16 protein-coding genes are annotated in these 16,762 nt (G+C 72.1%); 12 read left to right on the top strand and 4 right to left on the bottom strand.

Translation table 11 applies throughout. The annotated features are described in order from the left end of the window. Positions 1 to 9: 9 nt before the first annotated feature. Entirely contained in the window at positions 10 to 1,347 is a 1,338-nt protein-coding gene (gabT, locus tag IEY17_RS04360) for a 4-aminobutyrate--2-oxoglutarate transaminase (RefSeq protein WP_188985691.1), read from the bottom strand. Between the two features lie 125 nt (positions 1,348 to 1,472). Here gabT and IEY17_RS04365 point away from each other — a divergent pair, with 125 nt between their 5' ends. Together IEY17_RS04365 and IEY17_RS04370 are read left to right on the top strand one after the other, a co-directional pair. Beyond that, positions 1,473 to 2,930: a PucR family transcriptional regulator gene (locus tag IEY17_RS04365; protein ID WP_188985693.1), complete on the top strand. Its 1,458-nt coding sequence runs from the start codon at positions 1,473 to 1,475 to the stop codon at positions 2,928 to 2,930. Positions 2,931 to 3,066: 136 nt separating this feature from the next. Continuing rightward, entirely contained in the window at positions 3,067 to 4,497 is a 1,431-nt protein-coding gene (locus tag IEY17_RS04370; RefSeq protein ID WP_188985695.1) for an aldehyde dehydrogenase family protein, read from the top strand. A gap of 197 nt (positions 4,498 to 4,694) precedes the next feature. Here IEY17_RS04370 and IEY17_RS04375 read toward each other — a convergent pair whose 3' ends face one another. Together IEY17_RS04375 and IEY17_RS04380 are read right to left on the bottom strand one after the other, a co-directional pair. Continuing rightward, complete coding sequence (locus IEY17_RS04375) at positions 4,695 to 4,979, bottom strand: DUF2631 domain-containing protein (protein WP_188985697.1); 285 nt, start codon at positions 4,977 to 4,979, stop codon at positions 4,695 to 4,697. A gap of 181 nt (positions 4,980 to 5,160) precedes the next feature. Further along, the gene (locus IEY17_RS04380) at positions 5,161 to 5,430 is read right to left on the bottom strand and encodes a GlsB/YeaQ/YmgE family stress response membrane protein (RefSeq protein ID WP_188985699.1); all 270 of its coding nucleotides are present in this window, start codon (positions 5,428 to 5,430) and stop codon (positions 5,161 to 5,163) included. A 142-nt stretch (positions 5,431 to 5,572) separates the two neighbouring features. On the opposite strand from IEY17_RS04380, the gene dxr reads away from it, so the two are divergent. The 10 genes from dxr to IEY17_RS04430 all read left to right on the top strand — a co-directional run bounded on the left by dxr (position 5,573) and on the right by IEY17_RS04430 (position 16,066). After that, positions 5,573 to 6,820, top strand: coding sequence for a 1-deoxy-D-xylulose-5-phosphate reductoisomerase (dxr, locus tag IEY17_RS04385; RefSeq protein ID WP_188986277.1), 1,248 nt, complete (start codon positions 5,573 to 5,575; stop codon positions 6,818 to 6,820). Further along, positions 6,821 to 8,104, top strand: a complete 1,284-nt coding sequence (locus tag IEY17_RS04390; RefSeq protein ID WP_188985701.1) for a M50 family metallopeptidase — start codon at positions 6,821 to 6,823, stop codon at positions 8,102 to 8,104. A gap of 262 nt (positions 8,105 to 8,366) precedes the next feature. Next, positions 8,367 to 9,518: a flavodoxin-dependent (E)-4-hydroxy-3-methylbut-2-enyl-diphosphate synthase gene (gene ispG, locus IEY17_RS04395; protein ID WP_188985703.1), complete on the top strand. Its 1,152-nt coding sequence runs from the start codon at positions 8,367 to 8,369 to the stop codon at positions 9,516 to 9,518. A 192-nt stretch (positions 9,519 to 9,710) separates the two neighbouring features. Further along, the gene (locus IEY17_RS04400; RefSeq protein WP_188985706.1) at positions 9,711 to 10,547 is read left to right on the top strand and encodes a GNAT family N-acetyltransferase; all 837 of its coding nucleotides are present in this window, start codon (positions 9,711 to 9,713) and stop codon (positions 10,545 to 10,547) included. A gap of 158 nt (positions 10,548 to 10,705) precedes the next feature. Then, a complete protein-coding gene (locus tag IEY17_RS04405) occupies positions 10,706 to 12,493 on the top strand; it encodes a penicillin-binding transpeptidase domain-containing protein (protein WP_188985708.1) in 1,788 nt (595 codons plus the stop codon). A gap of 56 nt (positions 12,494 to 12,549) precedes the next feature. After that, positions 12,550 to 12,822, top strand: a complete 273-nt coding sequence (locus IEY17_RS04410; RefSeq protein WP_188985710.1) for a type II toxin-antitoxin system Phd/YefM family antitoxin — start codon at positions 12,550 to 12,552, stop codon at positions 12,820 to 12,822. Continuing rightward, positions 12,819 to 13,214, top strand: a complete 396-nt coding sequence (locus tag IEY17_RS04415; RefSeq protein WP_188985712.1) for a type II toxin-antitoxin system VapC family toxin — start codon at positions 12,819 to 12,821, stop codon at positions 13,212 to 13,214. Before IEY17_RS04410 ends, IEY17_RS04415 begins: the two co-directional genes overlap by 4 nt. Positions 13,215 to 13,297: 83 nt before the next feature. Beyond that, complete coding sequence (gene map / locus IEY17_RS04420; protein ID WP_188985714.1) at positions 13,298 to 14,155, top strand: type I methionyl aminopeptidase; 858 nt, start codon at positions 13,298 to 13,300, stop codon at positions 14,153 to 14,155. Between the two features lie 68 nt (positions 14,156 to 14,223). After that, positions 14,224 to 15,795 (top strand): cobyric acid synthase, encoded by a 1,572-nt coding sequence (locus tag IEY17_RS04425; protein ID WP_188985716.1) that lies wholly within the window; start codon positions 14,224 to 14,226, stop codon positions 15,793 to 15,795. A gap of 19 nt (positions 15,796 to 15,814) precedes the next feature. Next, the gene (locus tag IEY17_RS04430; RefSeq protein WP_188985718.1) at positions 15,815 to 16,066 is read left to right on the top strand and encodes a type II toxin-antitoxin system Phd/YefM family antitoxin; all 252 of its coding nucleotides are present in this window, start codon (positions 15,815 to 15,817) and stop codon (positions 16,064 to 16,066) included. On the opposite strand, the gene IEY17_RS04435 is transcribed toward IEY17_RS04430, so the two are convergent. Further along, a complete protein-coding gene (locus tag IEY17_RS04435) occupies positions 16,033 to 16,737 on the bottom strand; it encodes a FadR/GntR family transcriptional regulator (protein ID WP_188985720.1) in 705 nt (234 codons plus the stop codon). The genes IEY17_RS04430 and IEY17_RS04435 overlap by 34 nt on opposite strands. Between the last annotated feature and the right edge of the window lie 25 nt (positions 16,738 to 16,762).

Here is a 16,762-nt window from a genome sequence, read left to right on the forward strand (position 1 = left end):
CCCGGCCCGTCACCGCGCGTGCTCGCGGACGGCCGACTCCAGCACGGCCAGGCCCTCGTCGAGCAGCGGGTGGCTGATCACCAGCGGAGGCAGCAGTCGGATCACGTTGCCGTAGGTGCCGCAGGTGAGGATCACGACGCCCTGGGCGTGGCAGGCCCGGGCGATGCGCGCGGTCAGCTCCGGGTCCGGTTCGGCCGTCCCGGGTTTGGTGAACTCGATGCCGATCATGGCGCCGCGACCGCGCACGTCGAAGATCACGCCGGTCTCCTCGGCGAGCGCGCGCAGGCGCGGGAACGCGAGGTCGCCGATCGCCCGCGCGGCGGCGGCCAGGTCGCGGTCGCGCATCGCGCGGATCGAACCGAGCGCCGCCGCGCAGGCGACCGGGTTGCCGCCGTAGGTGCCGCCGAGGCTGCCCGGCGGCATCGCGTCCATCAGCTCCGCGCGCCCGGTGACCGCGGCCAGCGGCAGCCCACCCGCGATGCCCTTGGCGGTGGTGATCAGGTCGGGCACCACGTCCTCGTGCTCGCAGGCGAACCAGGCGCCGGTGCGGCAGAACCCGGTCTGGATCTCGTCGGCGACAAACAGCACCCCGTTGTCGCGGCACCAGTCGGCGATCGCGGGCAAAAAGCCCCGGGCCGGTTCGATGAACCCACCCTCACCCTGGATCGGTTCGATCAGCACGGCCGCGACCGAGTCGGCACCCAGCTGTTTCTCGATGCGGTCCACGGCGTCCCGCGCCGCCTCGGCACCGCTGCGCCGGTCCCGCGCCGGATAGGACATCGGCACCCGGTAGATCTCCGGTGCGAAGGGCCCGAAACCGTGCTTGTACGGCACGGACTTCGCGGTGAGCGCCATGGTGAGGTTGGTGCGGCCGTGGTAGGCGTGGTCGAACACCACGATCGCCTGCCGCCCGGTGGCCCGCCGCGCGATCTTCACCGCGTTCTCCACGGCCTCGGCCCCGGAGTTGAACAGTGCGCTGCGCTTGTCGTGTGAGCCCGGTGTCAGCGCCGCCAGCTCCTCGCAGACCTGCAGGTAGTTCTCGTAGGGCGTGACCATGAAGCAGGTGTGGGTGAACTCGGCGACCTGGCGGCGCACCGGGTCGACGACCTCCGGCGCGGAGTTGCCCACGTTGGTCACCGCGATGCCCGAGCCCAGGTCGATCAGCGAGTTGCCGTCCACGTCGTGCAGCACGCCACCGGACGCCTCGGCGACGTAGATCGGCAGGACGCTGGACACGCCGGCCGCCACCGCCGTGGCGCGCCGCTGGTGCAGCTCGCGGGAGCGCGGCCCGGGGATCTCGGTGCGGAGCACGCGGGCCTGCGGGCGGGAAACCTGGGGGGCTGTCACGGGGACCTCCGGGAGGACTGCGCTGGTCGTCGCGACCAGGTTCGCCGCCGCAGCCCCTCGGACGGGAGTGGACGATCTGGTTAACTCTGAGGTGCTGATTCGCCACAGTGTCAGGAGGTTGACCGGTGCCACTGACGCTGCGCGACCTGGTCGCCGACGCTGCGCTCGGGCTCGTCGCGCACGCCGACCCGGCGGCGCTGGACCGGCCGGTCTCGTGGGTGCACACCAGCGAGCTGGCCGATCCGACGCCGTTTCTGGAGGGCGGCGAACTGCTGCTGACCACCGGCCTGGCGCTGCGTGCCGAGCATCCGGCGACCTTCGTCGAGCGGCTGGCCGAGGCCGGGGTCGCCGGGCTGGGGTTCGGCGTGGGGCTGAGCCACCACGACGTGCCGGCCGACCTGCTGGCGGCTGCCAGGTCGGCCGGGCTGCCGCTGCTGGAGGTGCCGCGCCCGACCCCGTTCATCGCGATCAGCAAGGCGGTGTCGCGCGCCATCGCGGCCGACGAGTACGCGAGCCTGCGGCGGACCAGCCAGGCGCAGCACGAGCTGGCGCAGGCGGCCGGTACCAGCAACGGCGTGGCCGCTCTGGTGCGCAAGCTGGCACGGCTGCTGGACGCGTGGGTGCTGCTGCTCGACGCGGGCGGTCGGCTCCTGCACAGCGCGCCCGTCGCGGCCGGTTCCCGGGTCGCGCAGATCGAGCCCGAAGTGGACAGACTGCGGGCGCGGCGCGGGCTCGCGGCCGCCGGGTTCTCGCTCGGCGACCAGGAAGTCAGCATGCAGGCGCTGGGCGGCCGGGCCCGCGGCTTCCTGGTGGTCGGTCGCGGTGGGCCGTTCGCCACCACCGACCACCACGTGATCAACTCGGCGGCCTCGCTGCTGACCCTCGCGCTGGAGCAGGTCGAGGCGCTCGGTGCCGTCCGCCGCCGGTTGCGGTCGGGTTTCTTCGCACTGATGCTGCGCGGCGAACCGGTGGGCGACGTGCTTGGCGACCTGCGCGCCGACCTGCCGCCCGAACCGTTCCGGGTGGTCGTGCTGGCCGGGGCCCACGACGCCGATGAGGCGGTGGCCCGGCTCGCGACGGAGCAGCCGGGCGCGCCGGTGTACCTGGCCGAGTACGACGGCGCCGTGGTCGGCCTGGTGGCCGACGGCCCCGGCCTCGACTGGCTCACCGGCCAGCCGGGCCTGGCCGTCGGCGTGTCCGAGCCGTGCGAGCTCACCGACCTGCCCGAGGGTCTGCGGCAGGCCCAGCAGGCGGCGCGGACCGCCGCGCGCGGCGACGTCGTCGTGTACTTCGCGGACCTGGCCGGGCACGGGCTGCTCAACCTGATCCCCGACGACGATGCGCGGGCGTTCGCCGAAGCGATCCTGGCGCCCCTGCGCGGGCAGGACGTCCTCGTGGAGTCGTTGCGGATATGGCTGGCACACCACGGGCAGTGGGACCCCGCGGCGAACCGGTTGGGCGTGCACCGGCACACGCTGCGCAACCGGGTGCACAAGGCCGCTGACCTGCTCGGCCGCAACCTCGACCACCCCGGCGTGCGCGCCGAGCTGTGGCTGGCCCTGCAGGTCCTCGACCGCGGGTGACGGAGACGGCACCGCGCACCGCTCGGGGTGCCGGACAGGACAGTGGCGATCCCCACGGTTGGACGGATTGGCAGTCCCGGTGGGCCGGGTGTGTCCGTAGCGTCACGGCAGGAGTTCTTCGCACAGGAGGTAGGCGATGTCGGTTTCCGGGAACTGGATTGCCGGGCAGCGAGTCACCAGCGACGAGACGTTCGAGGTTCGGCACCCCCACGACGGCGCGCTGGTCGCCACCGCGTGCTACGCGAGCGACGCCGACGTGGAGCGCGCCGTCGCTGCCGCGCACGCCGTGCGGCGCGAGTTCGCCGCGTCGCCCGCCCACGCGCGCGCTGCGGCGCTGGACCACGTCAGCCGGCGGATCGCCGAGCGCGCCGAGGAGATCGCACAGCTCATCACCGCCGAGAACGGCAAGCCGATCACCTGGGCCCGCGCCGAGGTCGGCCGCGCCGTCTCGACCTTCCGCTGGGGCGCCGAGGAGGCCCGCCGCTTCTCCGGCGAGCTGCAGCGGCTGGACACCGACCCGGCCGCCACCGGCCGGATGGCGCTGGTCCGGCGCGTGCCGCGCGGTCCCGTGCTGGGCATCTCGCCGTTCAACTTCCCGCTCAACCTGGTGGCGCACAAGGTCGCCCCGGCGCTGGCCGTCGGCGCGCCGATCGTGCTCAAGCCCGCCCCGAAGACACCGCTGTCCCCGCTGCTGCTCGGTGAGATCCTCGCCGAGACGGACCTGCCCACCGGGTCCTGGTCGGTGCTGACCACCACCAACGACAAGGCCGCCGAGCTGGTGCGGGACCCGCGGCTGCCGGTGGTGTCGTTCACCGGCTCCGGGCCGGTCGGCTGGAGCATCCGCGACGCGGCGCCGCGCAAGCACGTCACCCTCGAACTCGGCGGAAACGCCGCGGTGATCGTCAACGACGACTGGACCGACCTGGACTACGCGGCGGAGCGCATCGCCACCTTCGCGATGTACCAGGCGGGTCAGTCGTGCATCTCGGTGCAGCGCGTGTACGCCCACCGCGCCATCCACGACGACCTGGTCGGCCGCGTCGTCAAGGCGGTGCAGGCGCAGGGCACCGGGGACCCGAAGGACCCGGCCACCAGGGTCGGGCCGCTGATCGACGTGGCCGCCGCCGAGCGGGTGGAGCAGTGGGTCACGGAAGCCGTCGCCGCCGGTGCCCGGGTGCTCACCGGCGGCAGCCGCGACGGCGCCACCTACGCGCCCACGGTGCTGGCGGACGTGCCGGCGGACGCCAAGGTCTCCTGCGAGGAGGTCTTCGGGCCGGTGCTCACCGTCGCGCCGGTCGACTCGATCGACCAGGCATTCGACGAGGTCAACACCTCCCGCTTCGGCCTGCAGGCCGGGATTTTCACCCGCGACCTGCAGGTGGCGTTCCGCGCGTCCGCGGAACTGGAGGTGGGCGGCGTGGTGATCGGCGACGTGCCGAGCTTCCGCGCTGACCAGATGCCCTACGGCGGGGTCAAGGAGTCCGGTATCGGCCGGGAGGGCGTGCACGCGGCGATGCTGGACCTCACCGAGGAGAAGGTCACCGTCCTCACCGGCATCGCCGTGTGACGACCGCGGCACCGCCGCGCGCGGGCCGGACCGCGGTTCGACCGGGAACCGCGGTCCACGACGCTGGACACCCGGGCGGTTGCGGTGGAGATCGGATGTCCACCGCAACCGCCGTCCGGGGCGACGCGGCAGCCGCCGGGCATGCGAAACGCCGCCCCGCCGAGTGTGCGGGAGCGGCGTTCGGTCAACTCAGCGCTTCAGCGGCGCCAGGCGGTCCTGCGGCGACGCAGGTCGATCAGCAGGCCGACGGCCAGGATCACCGCGGTCAGGATCAGGTAGGCGTCCTCGGTCTTGAAGTGCTCGCCGCCGCTGAGGATGCCCTGGTGGTTGCCGATGAGCATGGCCAGGACCGCGATCACGGAGAACCACCCGGCGATCTGCGTCCCCTTCGGGAAACCGCCGTGCCAGCCCCACTCGACCGACGGTTCCTCGGCCGGGTCGATGGCCTGGCTGGGCTTCTTCTCCAGCTCGGTGCTCGCCACGTTCCCCTCCTGTGCCACGCCCGCCGCGCGGGCCCGCCAAGACTGCTGCCGGACCGCCACGAGTTCGGTCCGCGCCCCCATCCTCGCACACGCCGTCCGGCGCCGATCCGCCGCATCCGGGCGCGAACAGCGAAAAAAGGTGCCGCGGAGCCGGTTTCCGCGGCACCCCGGCGGCGGTCGGCTAGCCGCCGACCTGCCTGCGGCCGACGATCGCGCGGTAGACGCCGAGCACGATGACCGCGCCGATGACGGCCAGCACCCAGGTGCTCACTGACCAGAACTGGTCGATGCCCACCCCGAAGAGCGAGTTCCCGAGCAGCCCGCCGACGAACGCGCCGACCACGCCGAGCAGCATGGTGGCGACAATTCCGCTCCCGTCCTCGCCGGGCATGACGGCCTTGGCGACGGCTCCCACGATCAGCCCGAGAACGATCCATCCGATGATGCCCATGGCAGCACTCCTCGCGTCGGTGGCCTCCAGGCGCGGGGCCCGCTCGGCAGCAGCGATCCACCGGGCCTCGTACGCGCTGATCGTGACCGTCGGCGGTGGTTCCCGCACCGCGAGCGAAAGCGGCTCACCTTCTTCGGGGACAATGGCGGCGATGCACGCCGACAAGCCGAACCACAGCGACGCCGGTCCGCGCACCGTCCTGGTGCTCGGTTCGACCGGTTCCATCGGAACCCAGGCCCTGGACGTGATCCGGCGCAACCCGGACCGGTTCCGGGTGGCCGGGCTGGCCGCGGGCGGCAGCGACCCGCGGGCCCTGGCCGCGCAGGCGCTGGAGTTCGACGTCCCCGTCGTCGCGGTCGCCCGCGGCACCGCGGTGGAGGACGTCCAGCTCGCCCTGTACGCGGAGGCGCAGCAGCGCGGTTACGCGACCGGCGAGTTCCGCATGCCGCGCCTGCTGGCCGGCCCGGACGCGGTGGTGGAACTTATCGAATGCACGCCGGCCGACGTGATCCTCAACGGTGTGGACGGCTCCCGCGGCCTCAAACCCACCCTCGCGGCCCTGGCCACCGGCGCCCAACTGGCGCTGGCGAACAAGGAGTCGCTGATCGCGGGCGGCCCGCTGGTGCTGAACCAGGCCGCGCCCGGGCAGATCGTGCCGGTGGACTCCGAGCACTCGGCGCTGGCGCAGTGCCTGCGCGGCGGGCGCGCCGACGAGGTCGCGCGGCTGGTGCTGACCGCATCCGGCGGCCCGTTCCGCGGCCGCAAGCGCGACGAGCTGGTCGATGTCACGGTGCAGCAGGCGCTGGCGCATCCGACCTGGTCGATGGGCAACGTGGTGACCATCAACTCCGCGACCCTGGTCAACAAGGGCCTGGAGCTGATCGAGGCGCACCTGCTGTTCGGCATCGGCTACGACCGCATCGACGTGGTGGTGCACCCGCAGTCGATCGTGCACTCCATGGTCACGTTCGTGGACGGCTCCACGATCGCCCAGGCCAGCCCGCCGAACATGCGGATCCCGATCGCGCTGGGCATGGACTGGCCGAGCCGGGTCCCCGGGGCCGCCCAGGCACTGGACTTCAGCCAGGCCCAGGAGTGGACCTTCGAACCCGTCGACGACGAGGCGTTCCCGGCCGTCGAGCTGGCCCGCGCGGCCGGCAGCGGCGGCGGGTGCCTCCCGGCGATCTACAACGCGGCCAACGAGGAGGCGCTCGCCGCGTTCGTCGACGGGCGGCTGCGCTTCACCGGGATCGTGCACACTGTGGGTGAGGTGCTCGCCGCGGCCGACCAGTGGCGGCGCGATCCGGCGGGCCTGGACGAGGTGTTCGCCGCCGAGGAGTGGGCGCGAACCCGGGCTCGCGAGCTGGTTGCCGAGGGGAAGGCGGAGTAGATGCTGGTCGTCGTGGGCATCGTGATCTTCTTCCTCGGCCTGCTGTTCTCCATCGCCTGGCACGAGCTGGGGCACCTGGCGGCCGCCAAGCTGTTCGGGATCAAGGTCACCCAGTACATGGTGGGCTTCGGTCGCACCATCTGGTCCCGCAGGAAGGGCGACACCGAGTACGGCCTCAAACTCATCCCGTTCGGCGGCTACATCCGGATGATCGGCATGTTCCCGCCGAAGAAGGACGAGAAGTACGGCCGCACCGCGTCCTCGGCGCCGTGGCGGGCGATGATCGAGGACGCCCGGCAGATGTCCGCCGAGGAGGTCGCGCCCGAGGACGCGCACCGGCAGTTCTACCAGCGCAGCCCGTGGAAGCGGATCATCGTGATGGTGGCTGGGCCGGTGATGAACCTCATCCTGGCGGTTTCCATCTTCACCGCGATCCTGATGGGCCATGGCCTGAACACCCCGACCCTGACGGTGTCCTCGGTCAGCGCCTGCGTGCTGCCGGCAACCGCCCCGGACACCGAGCACTGCCCGCCCGACGCGCTGCCGTCCCCGGCCGCGGCGGCCGGCTTCCGGCCCGGCGACCGGATCGTGGAGTTCAACGGCCGGCACTACGGGTCGTGGGAGGAGCTGCAGCTGGCCATCCGGGGTTCGGCGGGCACGGTGCCGGTGGTCGTCGAGCGCGACGGCCAGCGCGTCACCCTGCAGGCCACCCTGATGCAGACCGACCGGCCGAAGCTGGACTCGCCGCGTGAGTTCGAGAAGGTCGGCTTCCTCGGCCTGACCCCGACCACCGAGCTGGTCAAGCAGGACTTCGCCGGGGTGGCGAGGACCATCGGCGGTTTCGTGACGCTGACCGCGCAGAAGGTCATCGAGCTGCCCGAGCGGGTGCCGGACCTGGTGGACGCGATCTTCGGTGGGGAGCGCCACCAGGACTCGCCGGTGGGCATCGTGGGCGCGAGCCGGTTGGGCGGTGAGGTGCTGGCCTCGGACGGCGTCGGCGTGGACGACCGCATCATGATGATGTTCAACCTGCTGGCGGGCGTGAACCTCTCGCTGTTCGTGTTCAACATGCTGCCGGTCCTGCCGCTGGACGGCGGGCACATCGCGGGCGCGTTGTGGGAGTCGATCCGCCGCCGGTTCGCCAGGCTGGTGCGGCGGCCGGACCCGGGCCCCTTCGACACCGCGCGGCTGATGCCGCTGGCGTACGCGGTGAGCCTGGTGTTCATCGCCTACTCGCTGCTGGTCCTGGTGGCCGACATCGTGAACCCGGTGACGCTGTTCTGAGGAATTCACCCGGACGGCTGATCGGTGCCGTGCGCGCGGGAGTGTCGTCGGCGGCTTCGGGCGGGCGTTGGCGGGCTCTGCTCCGATGGGGCCAGGCCGGTCTGCGGCGGTGGGGCGAACGCGCGGTGAATCCGCAATGGCGATCACGCGGCGTGAGGGCGTCGGGGACCGCGACGTCCAGCCGGATGACGCTGCGCCGGTATCGTGGTGCGCGGGCGGTGGCAGCCGTCCGAAGATCACCAGAAGAGGTGGAGAGGTGTCGATGACCGTCGATCTGGGCATGCCCGCGGCTCCGGCTCCGGTGCTGGCGGAACGGCGTAAGACCCGGCAGTTGCAGGTCGGATCGGTCGGAGTGGGCAGTGAGCACCCCATCTCCGTGCAGAGCATGACGACGACCGTGACCGCGGACGTCAACAGCACGTTGCAGCAGATCGCGGAGCTGACCGCAGCCGGGTGTGACATCGTCCGGGTGGCGTGCCCGAGCGCGGACGACGCCGAGGCCCTCCCGGCGATCGCGAAGAAGTCGCAGATCCCGGTCATCGCCGACATCCACTTCCAGCCGAAGTACGTCTTCGCCGCCATCGAGGCCGGCTGCGCGGCGGTGCGGGTCAACCCCGGCAACATCAAGAAGTTCGACGACAAGGTCAAGGAGATCGCGCAGGCCGCGAAGGACCACGGCACGCCGATCCGGATCGGCGTCAACGCCGGTTCGCTGGACCCGCGGCTGCTGCAGAAGTACGGCAAGGCCACGCCGGAGGCGCTGGCGGAGTCGGCGCTGTGGGAGGCGAGCCTGTTCGCCGAGCACGACTTCCACGACCTGAAGATCTCGGTGAAGCACAACGACCCGGTCGTGATGGTGCGCGCCTACGAGATCCTGGCCGAGCAGTGCGACTACCCGCTGCACCTCGGTGTCACCGAGGCGGGCCCGGCGTTCCAGGGCACGATCAAGTCCGCGGTGGCGTTCGGCGCGCTGCTGCGGCAGGGCATCGGAGACACCATCCGAGTGTCGCTGTCGGCGCCGCCGGTCGAGGAGATCAAGGTCGGCACCCAGATCCTGCAGTCGCTGAACCTGCGGCCGCGCAAGCTGGAGATCGTCTCGTGTCCGTCGTGCGGCCGGGCCCAGGTGGACGTCTACAAGCTGGCCGATGAGGTCACCGCCGGGCTGGAGGACATGGAGGTGCCGCTGCGGGTGGCCGTGATGGGCTGCGTGGTCAACGGGCCGGGGGAGGCCCGGGAGGCGGACCTGGGGGTGGCCTCGGGCAACGGCAAGGGGCAGATCTTCGTCAAGGGCGAGGTCATCAAGACCGTGCCCGAGCACAAGATCGTGGAGACCCTCATCGAGGAGGCCATGCGGATCGCCGAGGACATGGAGCCCGGCGAGTCCGGCGGCTCCCCGATCGTCACGGTTGGTTGATCTGGCGCCACCGGCTGTCCCGGTTGTGGGTGCGGCCGGTGGTCGCTGTGGGCGTCCCCGACGCGGTGCGGCGCAACGGCGCGCGGTCGTCCATCCGACTGGGGTACTCCGTTCGGGTGAGTGAGGTCGGGGTGCGTGTGGTGCGTCCCGGTCAGAAGGCTCTCCGGTCCCTCTTTCTGGCAGTCTTGGCAGGTGCTCAAGCTCGCCGGTGCACGGCTGTTGGAGGAACGGGATTCGCTGCTGGTCCGTTCCGTGCTCGATTCCGCCCCGGTCGCGGCCTGCATGGTGGCCGCGCGCGTCGAGGAGGCGGGCCTCCACCCGCTCCGCCTCGGCGGTGAGTTGTGGGGCTACGGCAGCAGGTTGACCGGGTTGTGCTTCTCCGGCGTGAACCTCATCCCGCTGCGCGGTGGCCCGGACGCCATCCGCGCCTTCGCCGACCGGGCGCTGCGCCGCCGCCGGGTGTGCTCGTCCCTGGTCGGCCCGGCCGAGCAGGTGCTCGCCCTGTGGGACGAGGTGGCGCGGGAGTGGGGACCGGCCCGGGAGATCCGCGCCGACCAGCCGCTCATGGTGCTGTCCGAGGCACCGCATGTCCCACCGGACCCCCTGGTGCGCACGGTGCGGACGGACGAACTGGACCGCTACCTGCCCGCGGCGGTGGCGATGTTCACCGAGGAGGTCGGGATCGACCCGTCCCGCGACGGCGGTGCGGCCAGCTACCGGGCGCGGGTGGCGGATCTGATCGCCAGCGGCCGCGCGTTCGCCCGCTTCGAGGACGGCGAGGTGGTGTTCAAGGCGGAGATCGGGGCGCTGTCGCGCACCGTCGGCCAGATCCAGGGCGTGTGGGTGCATCCGGACCGGCGCAGCACCGGGCTGGGCACGGCCGGCACCGCCGCGGTCGCGGACCGGCTGGTGCGGGGCCTGGGGCGCACCGCGAGCCTGTACGTCAACGACTACAACATCGCCGCGCGACTGGCGTACCGCAAGGTCGGGTTCCGCCAGGTCGGGACGTTCGGCACCGTCCTGCTCTGAGGCGTCCACCTCGTATCCACTGTGGACGCCGCGGCGGCGCGCGCCGCGGGGTGCCCGTCGGTCATGTCATGTCAGCTGGTGCAGGAGGCCCGCCACCCCGCGTGCTGGTGCGGGAAAAGAGGTGTGGCGGGCGCGGGGGTTTCGGCATACTCGCGGGCATGGTTTCCTCGCGGATCTTGGGCGCGCTGGCCGCCCTCCTGCTCGTTCCGGTCGCGGCCTGCGGCACCGGACCCTCGGAGGAGGACGTCGCCCGGTCCTTCGTGAACGCCGTGGCGGCCGGTGACGCCGTGGGCGCGGCGAACCTCACCGACGCCCCCGGACCGGCGCGGCAGCTGATCGAGGACACCCGGCGGAATCTGTCCCCGGCCGCCGTGTGCGGGACGGTCCGCGAGGTCGTCGAGGACGCGCAGGGCGTGCCCACCGCGAAGTACGACCTGTCGTGGGACTTCGGCAGCGGTCGGGTGTGGGCCTACCCGGCTGAGCTGCGGCTGGTGGAGCAGGAGCAGGGCTGGAAGGTCCACTGGGCGCCCGCGGTCCTGCACCCGCGGCTCGGCGCCGCGCACTCCCTGGCCTTCCGCGAGCAGCGGCCTGACCCGGGGCCGGTGCTGGATCGTGACGGCCGGCAGGTCATGGGGCCGGAGCAGCTGATCACCGTGAGCCTCAACCCGGCCGAAGCCGGTGACGTGCGGGGCGTGGCGGCCGCGCTGGCCGGGGCGTTGCGCAGCATCGACCCGCAGATCACCCAGCAGTCCATTGTGGATGGAGTGGGCCGCACGCCGCCGGGCCGGCCCTACGCGGTCGTCACCCTGCGGCGGGGCGACTACGAGCGGGTGAAGTCGCAGATCTACGACCTGCCCGGCGTGCGTTTCCCGGCCCAGACCAGGTTGGTCACCGCCGAACGCGGCTACGGCTCGCAGGTGCTGGCCGGGGTGGCGCGGGTGATCGACCAGCAGGTCGCCGCCAACGCGGGGTGGCGGGTCGTCGCACTCGACGCGGCGGGCAACGAGACCGCCGAGCTGCACAGCGTCGCCGCGAAGCCGGTCGCGCCCACCACCGTGACCCTCTCCGACGCCACCCAGCGGGCCGCCGAACAGGCCGTGGACCCCGTGCCGCAGGCCGCGATGCTGGTCGCGATCCAGCCCTCCACCGGCGAGCTGCTGGCCGTCGCCCAGAACGCACCGGCCGACGCCCAGGGGCCGGTGGCGCTGTCCGGGCGGTACCCGCCCGGCTCGACGTTCAAGACGGTGACCGCGACCGCCGCGCTGGAAGGCGGCGCGGTCACCGTCGACACCCCCGTGCAGTGCCCCGGGCGGAAGACCTTCGACGGCCGCGTGCTGCCGAACGACCACGAGTTCGACCTGGGCACGGTGCCGCTGCACACCGCGTTCGCCCAGTCGTGCAACACCACGTTCGCGCAGCTCGCCGTCGATCTTCCCGCGCAGGCGCTGACCGACGCCGGGCGGCGGCTCGGTATCGGCGTGGACTTCGAGATGCCCGGCGCGACCACGATCACCGGCACGGCGCCGCCGGCGGACTCCGTGGTGCAACGCGTGGAGAACGGTATCGGCCAGGGCACGATCCTGGCCAGCCCGTTCGGCATGGCGCTGGTCACCGCGTCGGTGGCCCGCGGGCAACTGCCGGTGCCGACGCTGATCCGCGGCATGCAGACCAGGGCCGACGCCACGCCGCAGCCGCCGTCGCCGCGCACCCTGGACCAGCTCCGCACGATGATGCGCGAGGTCGTCACGGGCGGGACCGCGACCGCGCTGGCCGGGTCGGGCGACGTCCGCGGCAAGACCGGCACCGCGCAGTTCGGCGACGGCACGCACTCCCACGGCTGGTTCGTCGGCTACCGCGGTGACGTGGCGTTCGCGGTGCTGGTGACGGATGCCGGCTCGTCGGGTCCGGCGGTGGAGGTGGCGCGCCGGTTCCTGGCCGGCTCCTGATCGCATCACGTGATCGGGTGATCACCGACAGTCAGCTTCGTGCTACGTTGTAGCTCATGGAGCGGATCGGAGTCCGTGAGTTGCGGCAGCACGCCAGTCGCTACCTGAGGCGGGTCGTGGCCGGGGAGTCGATCCTGGTGACCGACCGCGGTCGGACCGTCGCGGTGCTCTGTCCGCCCACCCGCGACCAGACCCTCTACGACGAGCTCATCGCGTCCGGCGACCTCGTGCCGGGCGACGGTGGCGAGTTCCCCGACCCGTTGCCCGCGGCGCCGACCCCGAACGTCTCCGACCGGCTGCTGCGCAGGCGTGAACAGGAGCGGCTTTGATCTACTTCGATTCCTCCGCGCTGATCAAGCTGATCGCCCCCGAACCGGAGAGCAGAGCGCTGAGCCAGTGGATCCGCGAGCGCTGGGAGCATCCGCGGGTCACCAGCGCGCTGTCGAAGGTCGACGTGCTGCGCAGCTTCCGCGACGTCGGCCCGGCGGCCGAGGACCTCGCCTCGATCATCGTGTCGAAGATCGACCAGCTGCCGGTGAAGCAGGACGTGCTGGACGCGGCGACCGAGCTACGCGCCAAGGTCGGCCCGGTGGACGCGATCCACCTGGCCTCGGCCTGCAAGATCAAGAGCGGCCTGGTGGCCTACGTCTCCTACGACCCGGCGCTGCTGGCGGCGGCCGAGGAGGTGGGGCTGGCAACCGCCTCGCCCGGGGCGAACTGACCTGCCGCCTTCCGCAGGAGGAAGCGGTGGTTCAGCGGTCACCGCCCAGAGTCCGGGGCGGCAGCGCGGTTACAGTGGGGGACATGCCGGTTCGAGCCCCGTTGAAGCCAGGCGTGCAGACGCCGCGTCGCCCAGTCCCCGCGCACATCGAGCGTCCCGAGTACGTCGACAAACCGGCCCCGAAGCGCAACACCGACCCCTACGTGCAGCCGCCCGAGGTCATCGAGGCGATGCGGGTGGCGGGCAAGCTCGCGGCCCAGGCTCTGGTCGAGGCGGGCAAGGCGGTGCGGCCCGGTGCCACCACCGACGACATCGACGCGGTGGTGCATGAGTTCTTCTGCGACCACGGCGTGTACCCGTCGACGCTCGGTTACCGCGGGTTCCCGAAGTCGTCCTGCACCTCGCTCAACGAGGTGATCTGCCACGGCATCCCGGACTCGACGGTGATCGAGGACGGTGACATCGTCAATGTCGACGTCACCGGCTACATCGGCGGCGTGCACGGCGACACCAACGCGACCTTCCTCGCGGGCGACGTCTCCGAGGAGGCGCGGCTGTTGGTGGAGCGCACCCACGAGGCGATGATGCGTGGCATCAGGGCCGCCAAGCCGGGGCGGCAGCTCAACGTGATCGGCCGCGTGATCGAGTCCTACGCCAAGCGCTTCGGCTACGGGGTGGTCCGCGACTTCACCGGCCACGGCATCGGCCGCTCCTTCCACAGTGGACTGGTCATCCTGCACTACGACGACCCGTCGGTGCAGACCGTCCTGGAGCCGGGCATGACCTTCACCATCGAGCCGATGATCACCCTCGGCACCCACGAGTACGACATCTGGGACGACGGCTGGACGGTGACCACGAAGGACAAGAGCTGGACCGCCCAGTTCGAGCACACCATTCTGATCACCGAGGACGGCAACGAGATCCTCACCCTGCCCTGAGCGCACCCGCTGATCACGTGCGCCAGGGGCGCGCCGGGCCGGGCGATCTGGTGCGGTAGGACTGGGGTGTGAACGCTCTGCTGGTGGCTGGGACCACGTCGGATGCCGGGAAGAGCGTGGTGACCGCCGGGATCTGCCGGTGGTTGGCCCGCGGCGGGGCCCGGGTCGCGCCGTTCAAGGCGCAGAACATGTCCAACAACTCGGTGGTCACCCCGGATGGCGGCGAGATCGGTCGGGCGCAGGCGCTGCAGGCCGCCGCGTGCGGTGTCGAGCCGTCGGTCCGGTTCAACCCGGTGCTGCTCAAGCCGGGCAGCGATCGCCGGTCGCAGGTCGTGGTGCTGGGGCAGGTCTGGGGCGAGGTCACCGCGATGTCCTACCGGGCCCGCAAGGCCGCCCTGCTGGACACCGCGGTGTCGACGCTCGAAGGTCTGCGCGCGGAGTACGACTACGTGATCTGCGAGGGCGCCGGGTCACCCGCCGAGATCAACCTGCGCGCCAACGACATCGCCAACATGGGCCTGGCGCAGGCGGCGCGGCTGCCGGTGCTGGTGGTCGGCGACATCGACCGGGGCGGGGTGTTCGCGCAGCTGTTCGGCACGCTCGCGCTGCTGGACGCCGCTGACCAGGCGCTGGTGGCCGGGTTCGTGGTCAACAAGTTTCGCGGTGATCCCGCGCTGCTGGAACCGGGCCTGGATCAGCTGCGGGCGTTGACCGGGCGGCCGGTGCACGGCGTGCTGCCGTGGGCCGAGGAGCTGTGGCTGGACGCCGAGGACTCGCTGTCCTACGTGGCGGACGGGGTGGTCGGGCGGCCGGCGCCGCCGCGCGGTGCGCAGTGGCTACGGGTGGCGGTGCCGCGGCTGCCGCGGATCTCCAACGCCACTGACGTCGAGGCGCTGGCCGCCGAGCCGGGAGTCGCGGTGCGGTTCGTCACCGAGCCGTCGCGGCTGGCCGACGCCGATCTCGTCGTGCTGCCCGGTTCCAAATCCACGGCCGCCGACCTGGACTGGTTGCGCCGCACCGGGCTGGCCGACGCCGTGCTCGGGCACGCCCGCGCGGGTCTGCCGGTGGTTGGCATCTGCGGGGGTTTCCAGATGCTGACCCGGCGCATTCACGACGAGGTGGAGTCCGGTGCCGGGGTGGTCGACGGGCTCGGTCTGCTGGACCTGGAGATCGAGTTCGCGCCGCGCAAGACACTGGCTCGCCCCAGCGGGCGGTCGTTCGGGGAGCTGGTGACGGGCTACGAGATCCACCACGGCGTCGCGGTCCGGCGGGGCGGGGCGGCGCCGCTGGTGGAGCTGCCGGACGGCGCAGCCGAGGGCGCGGTCTCCGGTTCGGTGGTGGGCACGCACTGGCACGGCCTGTTCGAAAACGACGGGTTCCGGCGGGCGTTCCTGCGCTGGGCGGCGCAGCGCGCGGGGCGGGACGGCTTCGAACCGGCGGCGGACACGGTGTTCGCCGAGGTGCGGGCGGCGCAGCTGGACCTGCTCGGCGACCTGGTGGAGAAGTACCTGGACACCGACGCCCTGCGCAGGCTGCTCGACGGCGGAGTGCCCGGCGGACTTCCGGTCCTGTCCGCGGGAATGGTGGGATGCGGTGCCGTCGGCGATGCCCGTGGGGAATCGCCGACACGACGAGTGTGATGCGGGTAACGTCGTCCCCATGGCTGTCGAATTCTCCGTTGACGAAGCCCGCGAGCGGCTGGTGGAGCTGCTGGACCGCGCCGAATCGGGGGAGGAGATCGTGATCACCCGGTTCGGTGCGCCGTCGGTCCGGTTGGCCCCGGTGCAGGCGGGTGCGTCCCGCGGGTTCGGCACGGGTGTGATCGCGGCCGCGTGGGTGGCACCGGCGGCCGGTGACGCGTTCGACGTGGGAACCGACTACTGGCCCGAATCCGGGGTCCCCTCGGCCTGATTCCTGCGCTGGGCGAGCAGCTCGTCCAGGAATGCTCCCGCTTCGTCCGCGGCACGCCGCGGGTCGCCGTCGCGCACCGCCGCCAGCAGCGCGGTATGCGAGATGTGCTGCTCCGGCGGGATTTCCGGGTTGAAGGTCGTCGCGACGCTGGAGGCGACCGCCTCGATGATGCCCTCGTAGAGCGAAATCAGCACCGGGTTGTGCGAGGCGGCGACGAGCCTGCGGTGGAACTCGGCGTCGGTGGCGACCACGCGGGCCGGGTCCAACTGCTGCACCGCCTCGTCGCGCTCGGCGAGCTGCTCCTGTAGTTCGCGCAGGTCCTCCTCGGTGCGGGCCTCGGCGGCCAGGCGGGCGCCCTCCACCTCCAGCGCGCGCCGGACCTCGAGCACATGGCGGAGTTCGGGTCCGCACAGCTTGCGGACCGCTCCGGAGATCTCGTTGGTGGCGCGGACGAAGGTGCCGTCGCCCTGGCGCACCTCCAGTAGCCCGGCGTGGGAGAGGGCGCGTACCGCCTCGCGGACGGTGTTGCGCCCGACGCCGAGTGCCGACACGAGCTCGGTCTCGGGCGGGATCCTGCCGCCCAGCGGCCATTCCCCGGACGCGACGAGCTCGCGGATCTGGGCGATGACCTGGTCGACCAGCCCGGTCCGTTTGGCAGTGACCAAAGGCACTGACAGGTCCTTTCGTCCAAACATC

The sequence above is a fragment of the Saccharopolyspora thermophila genome, from assembly GCF_014646075.1.
GTDB lineage: Bacteria > Actinomycetota > Actinomycetes > Mycobacteriales > Pseudonocardiaceae > Saccharopolyspora > Saccharopolyspora thermophila.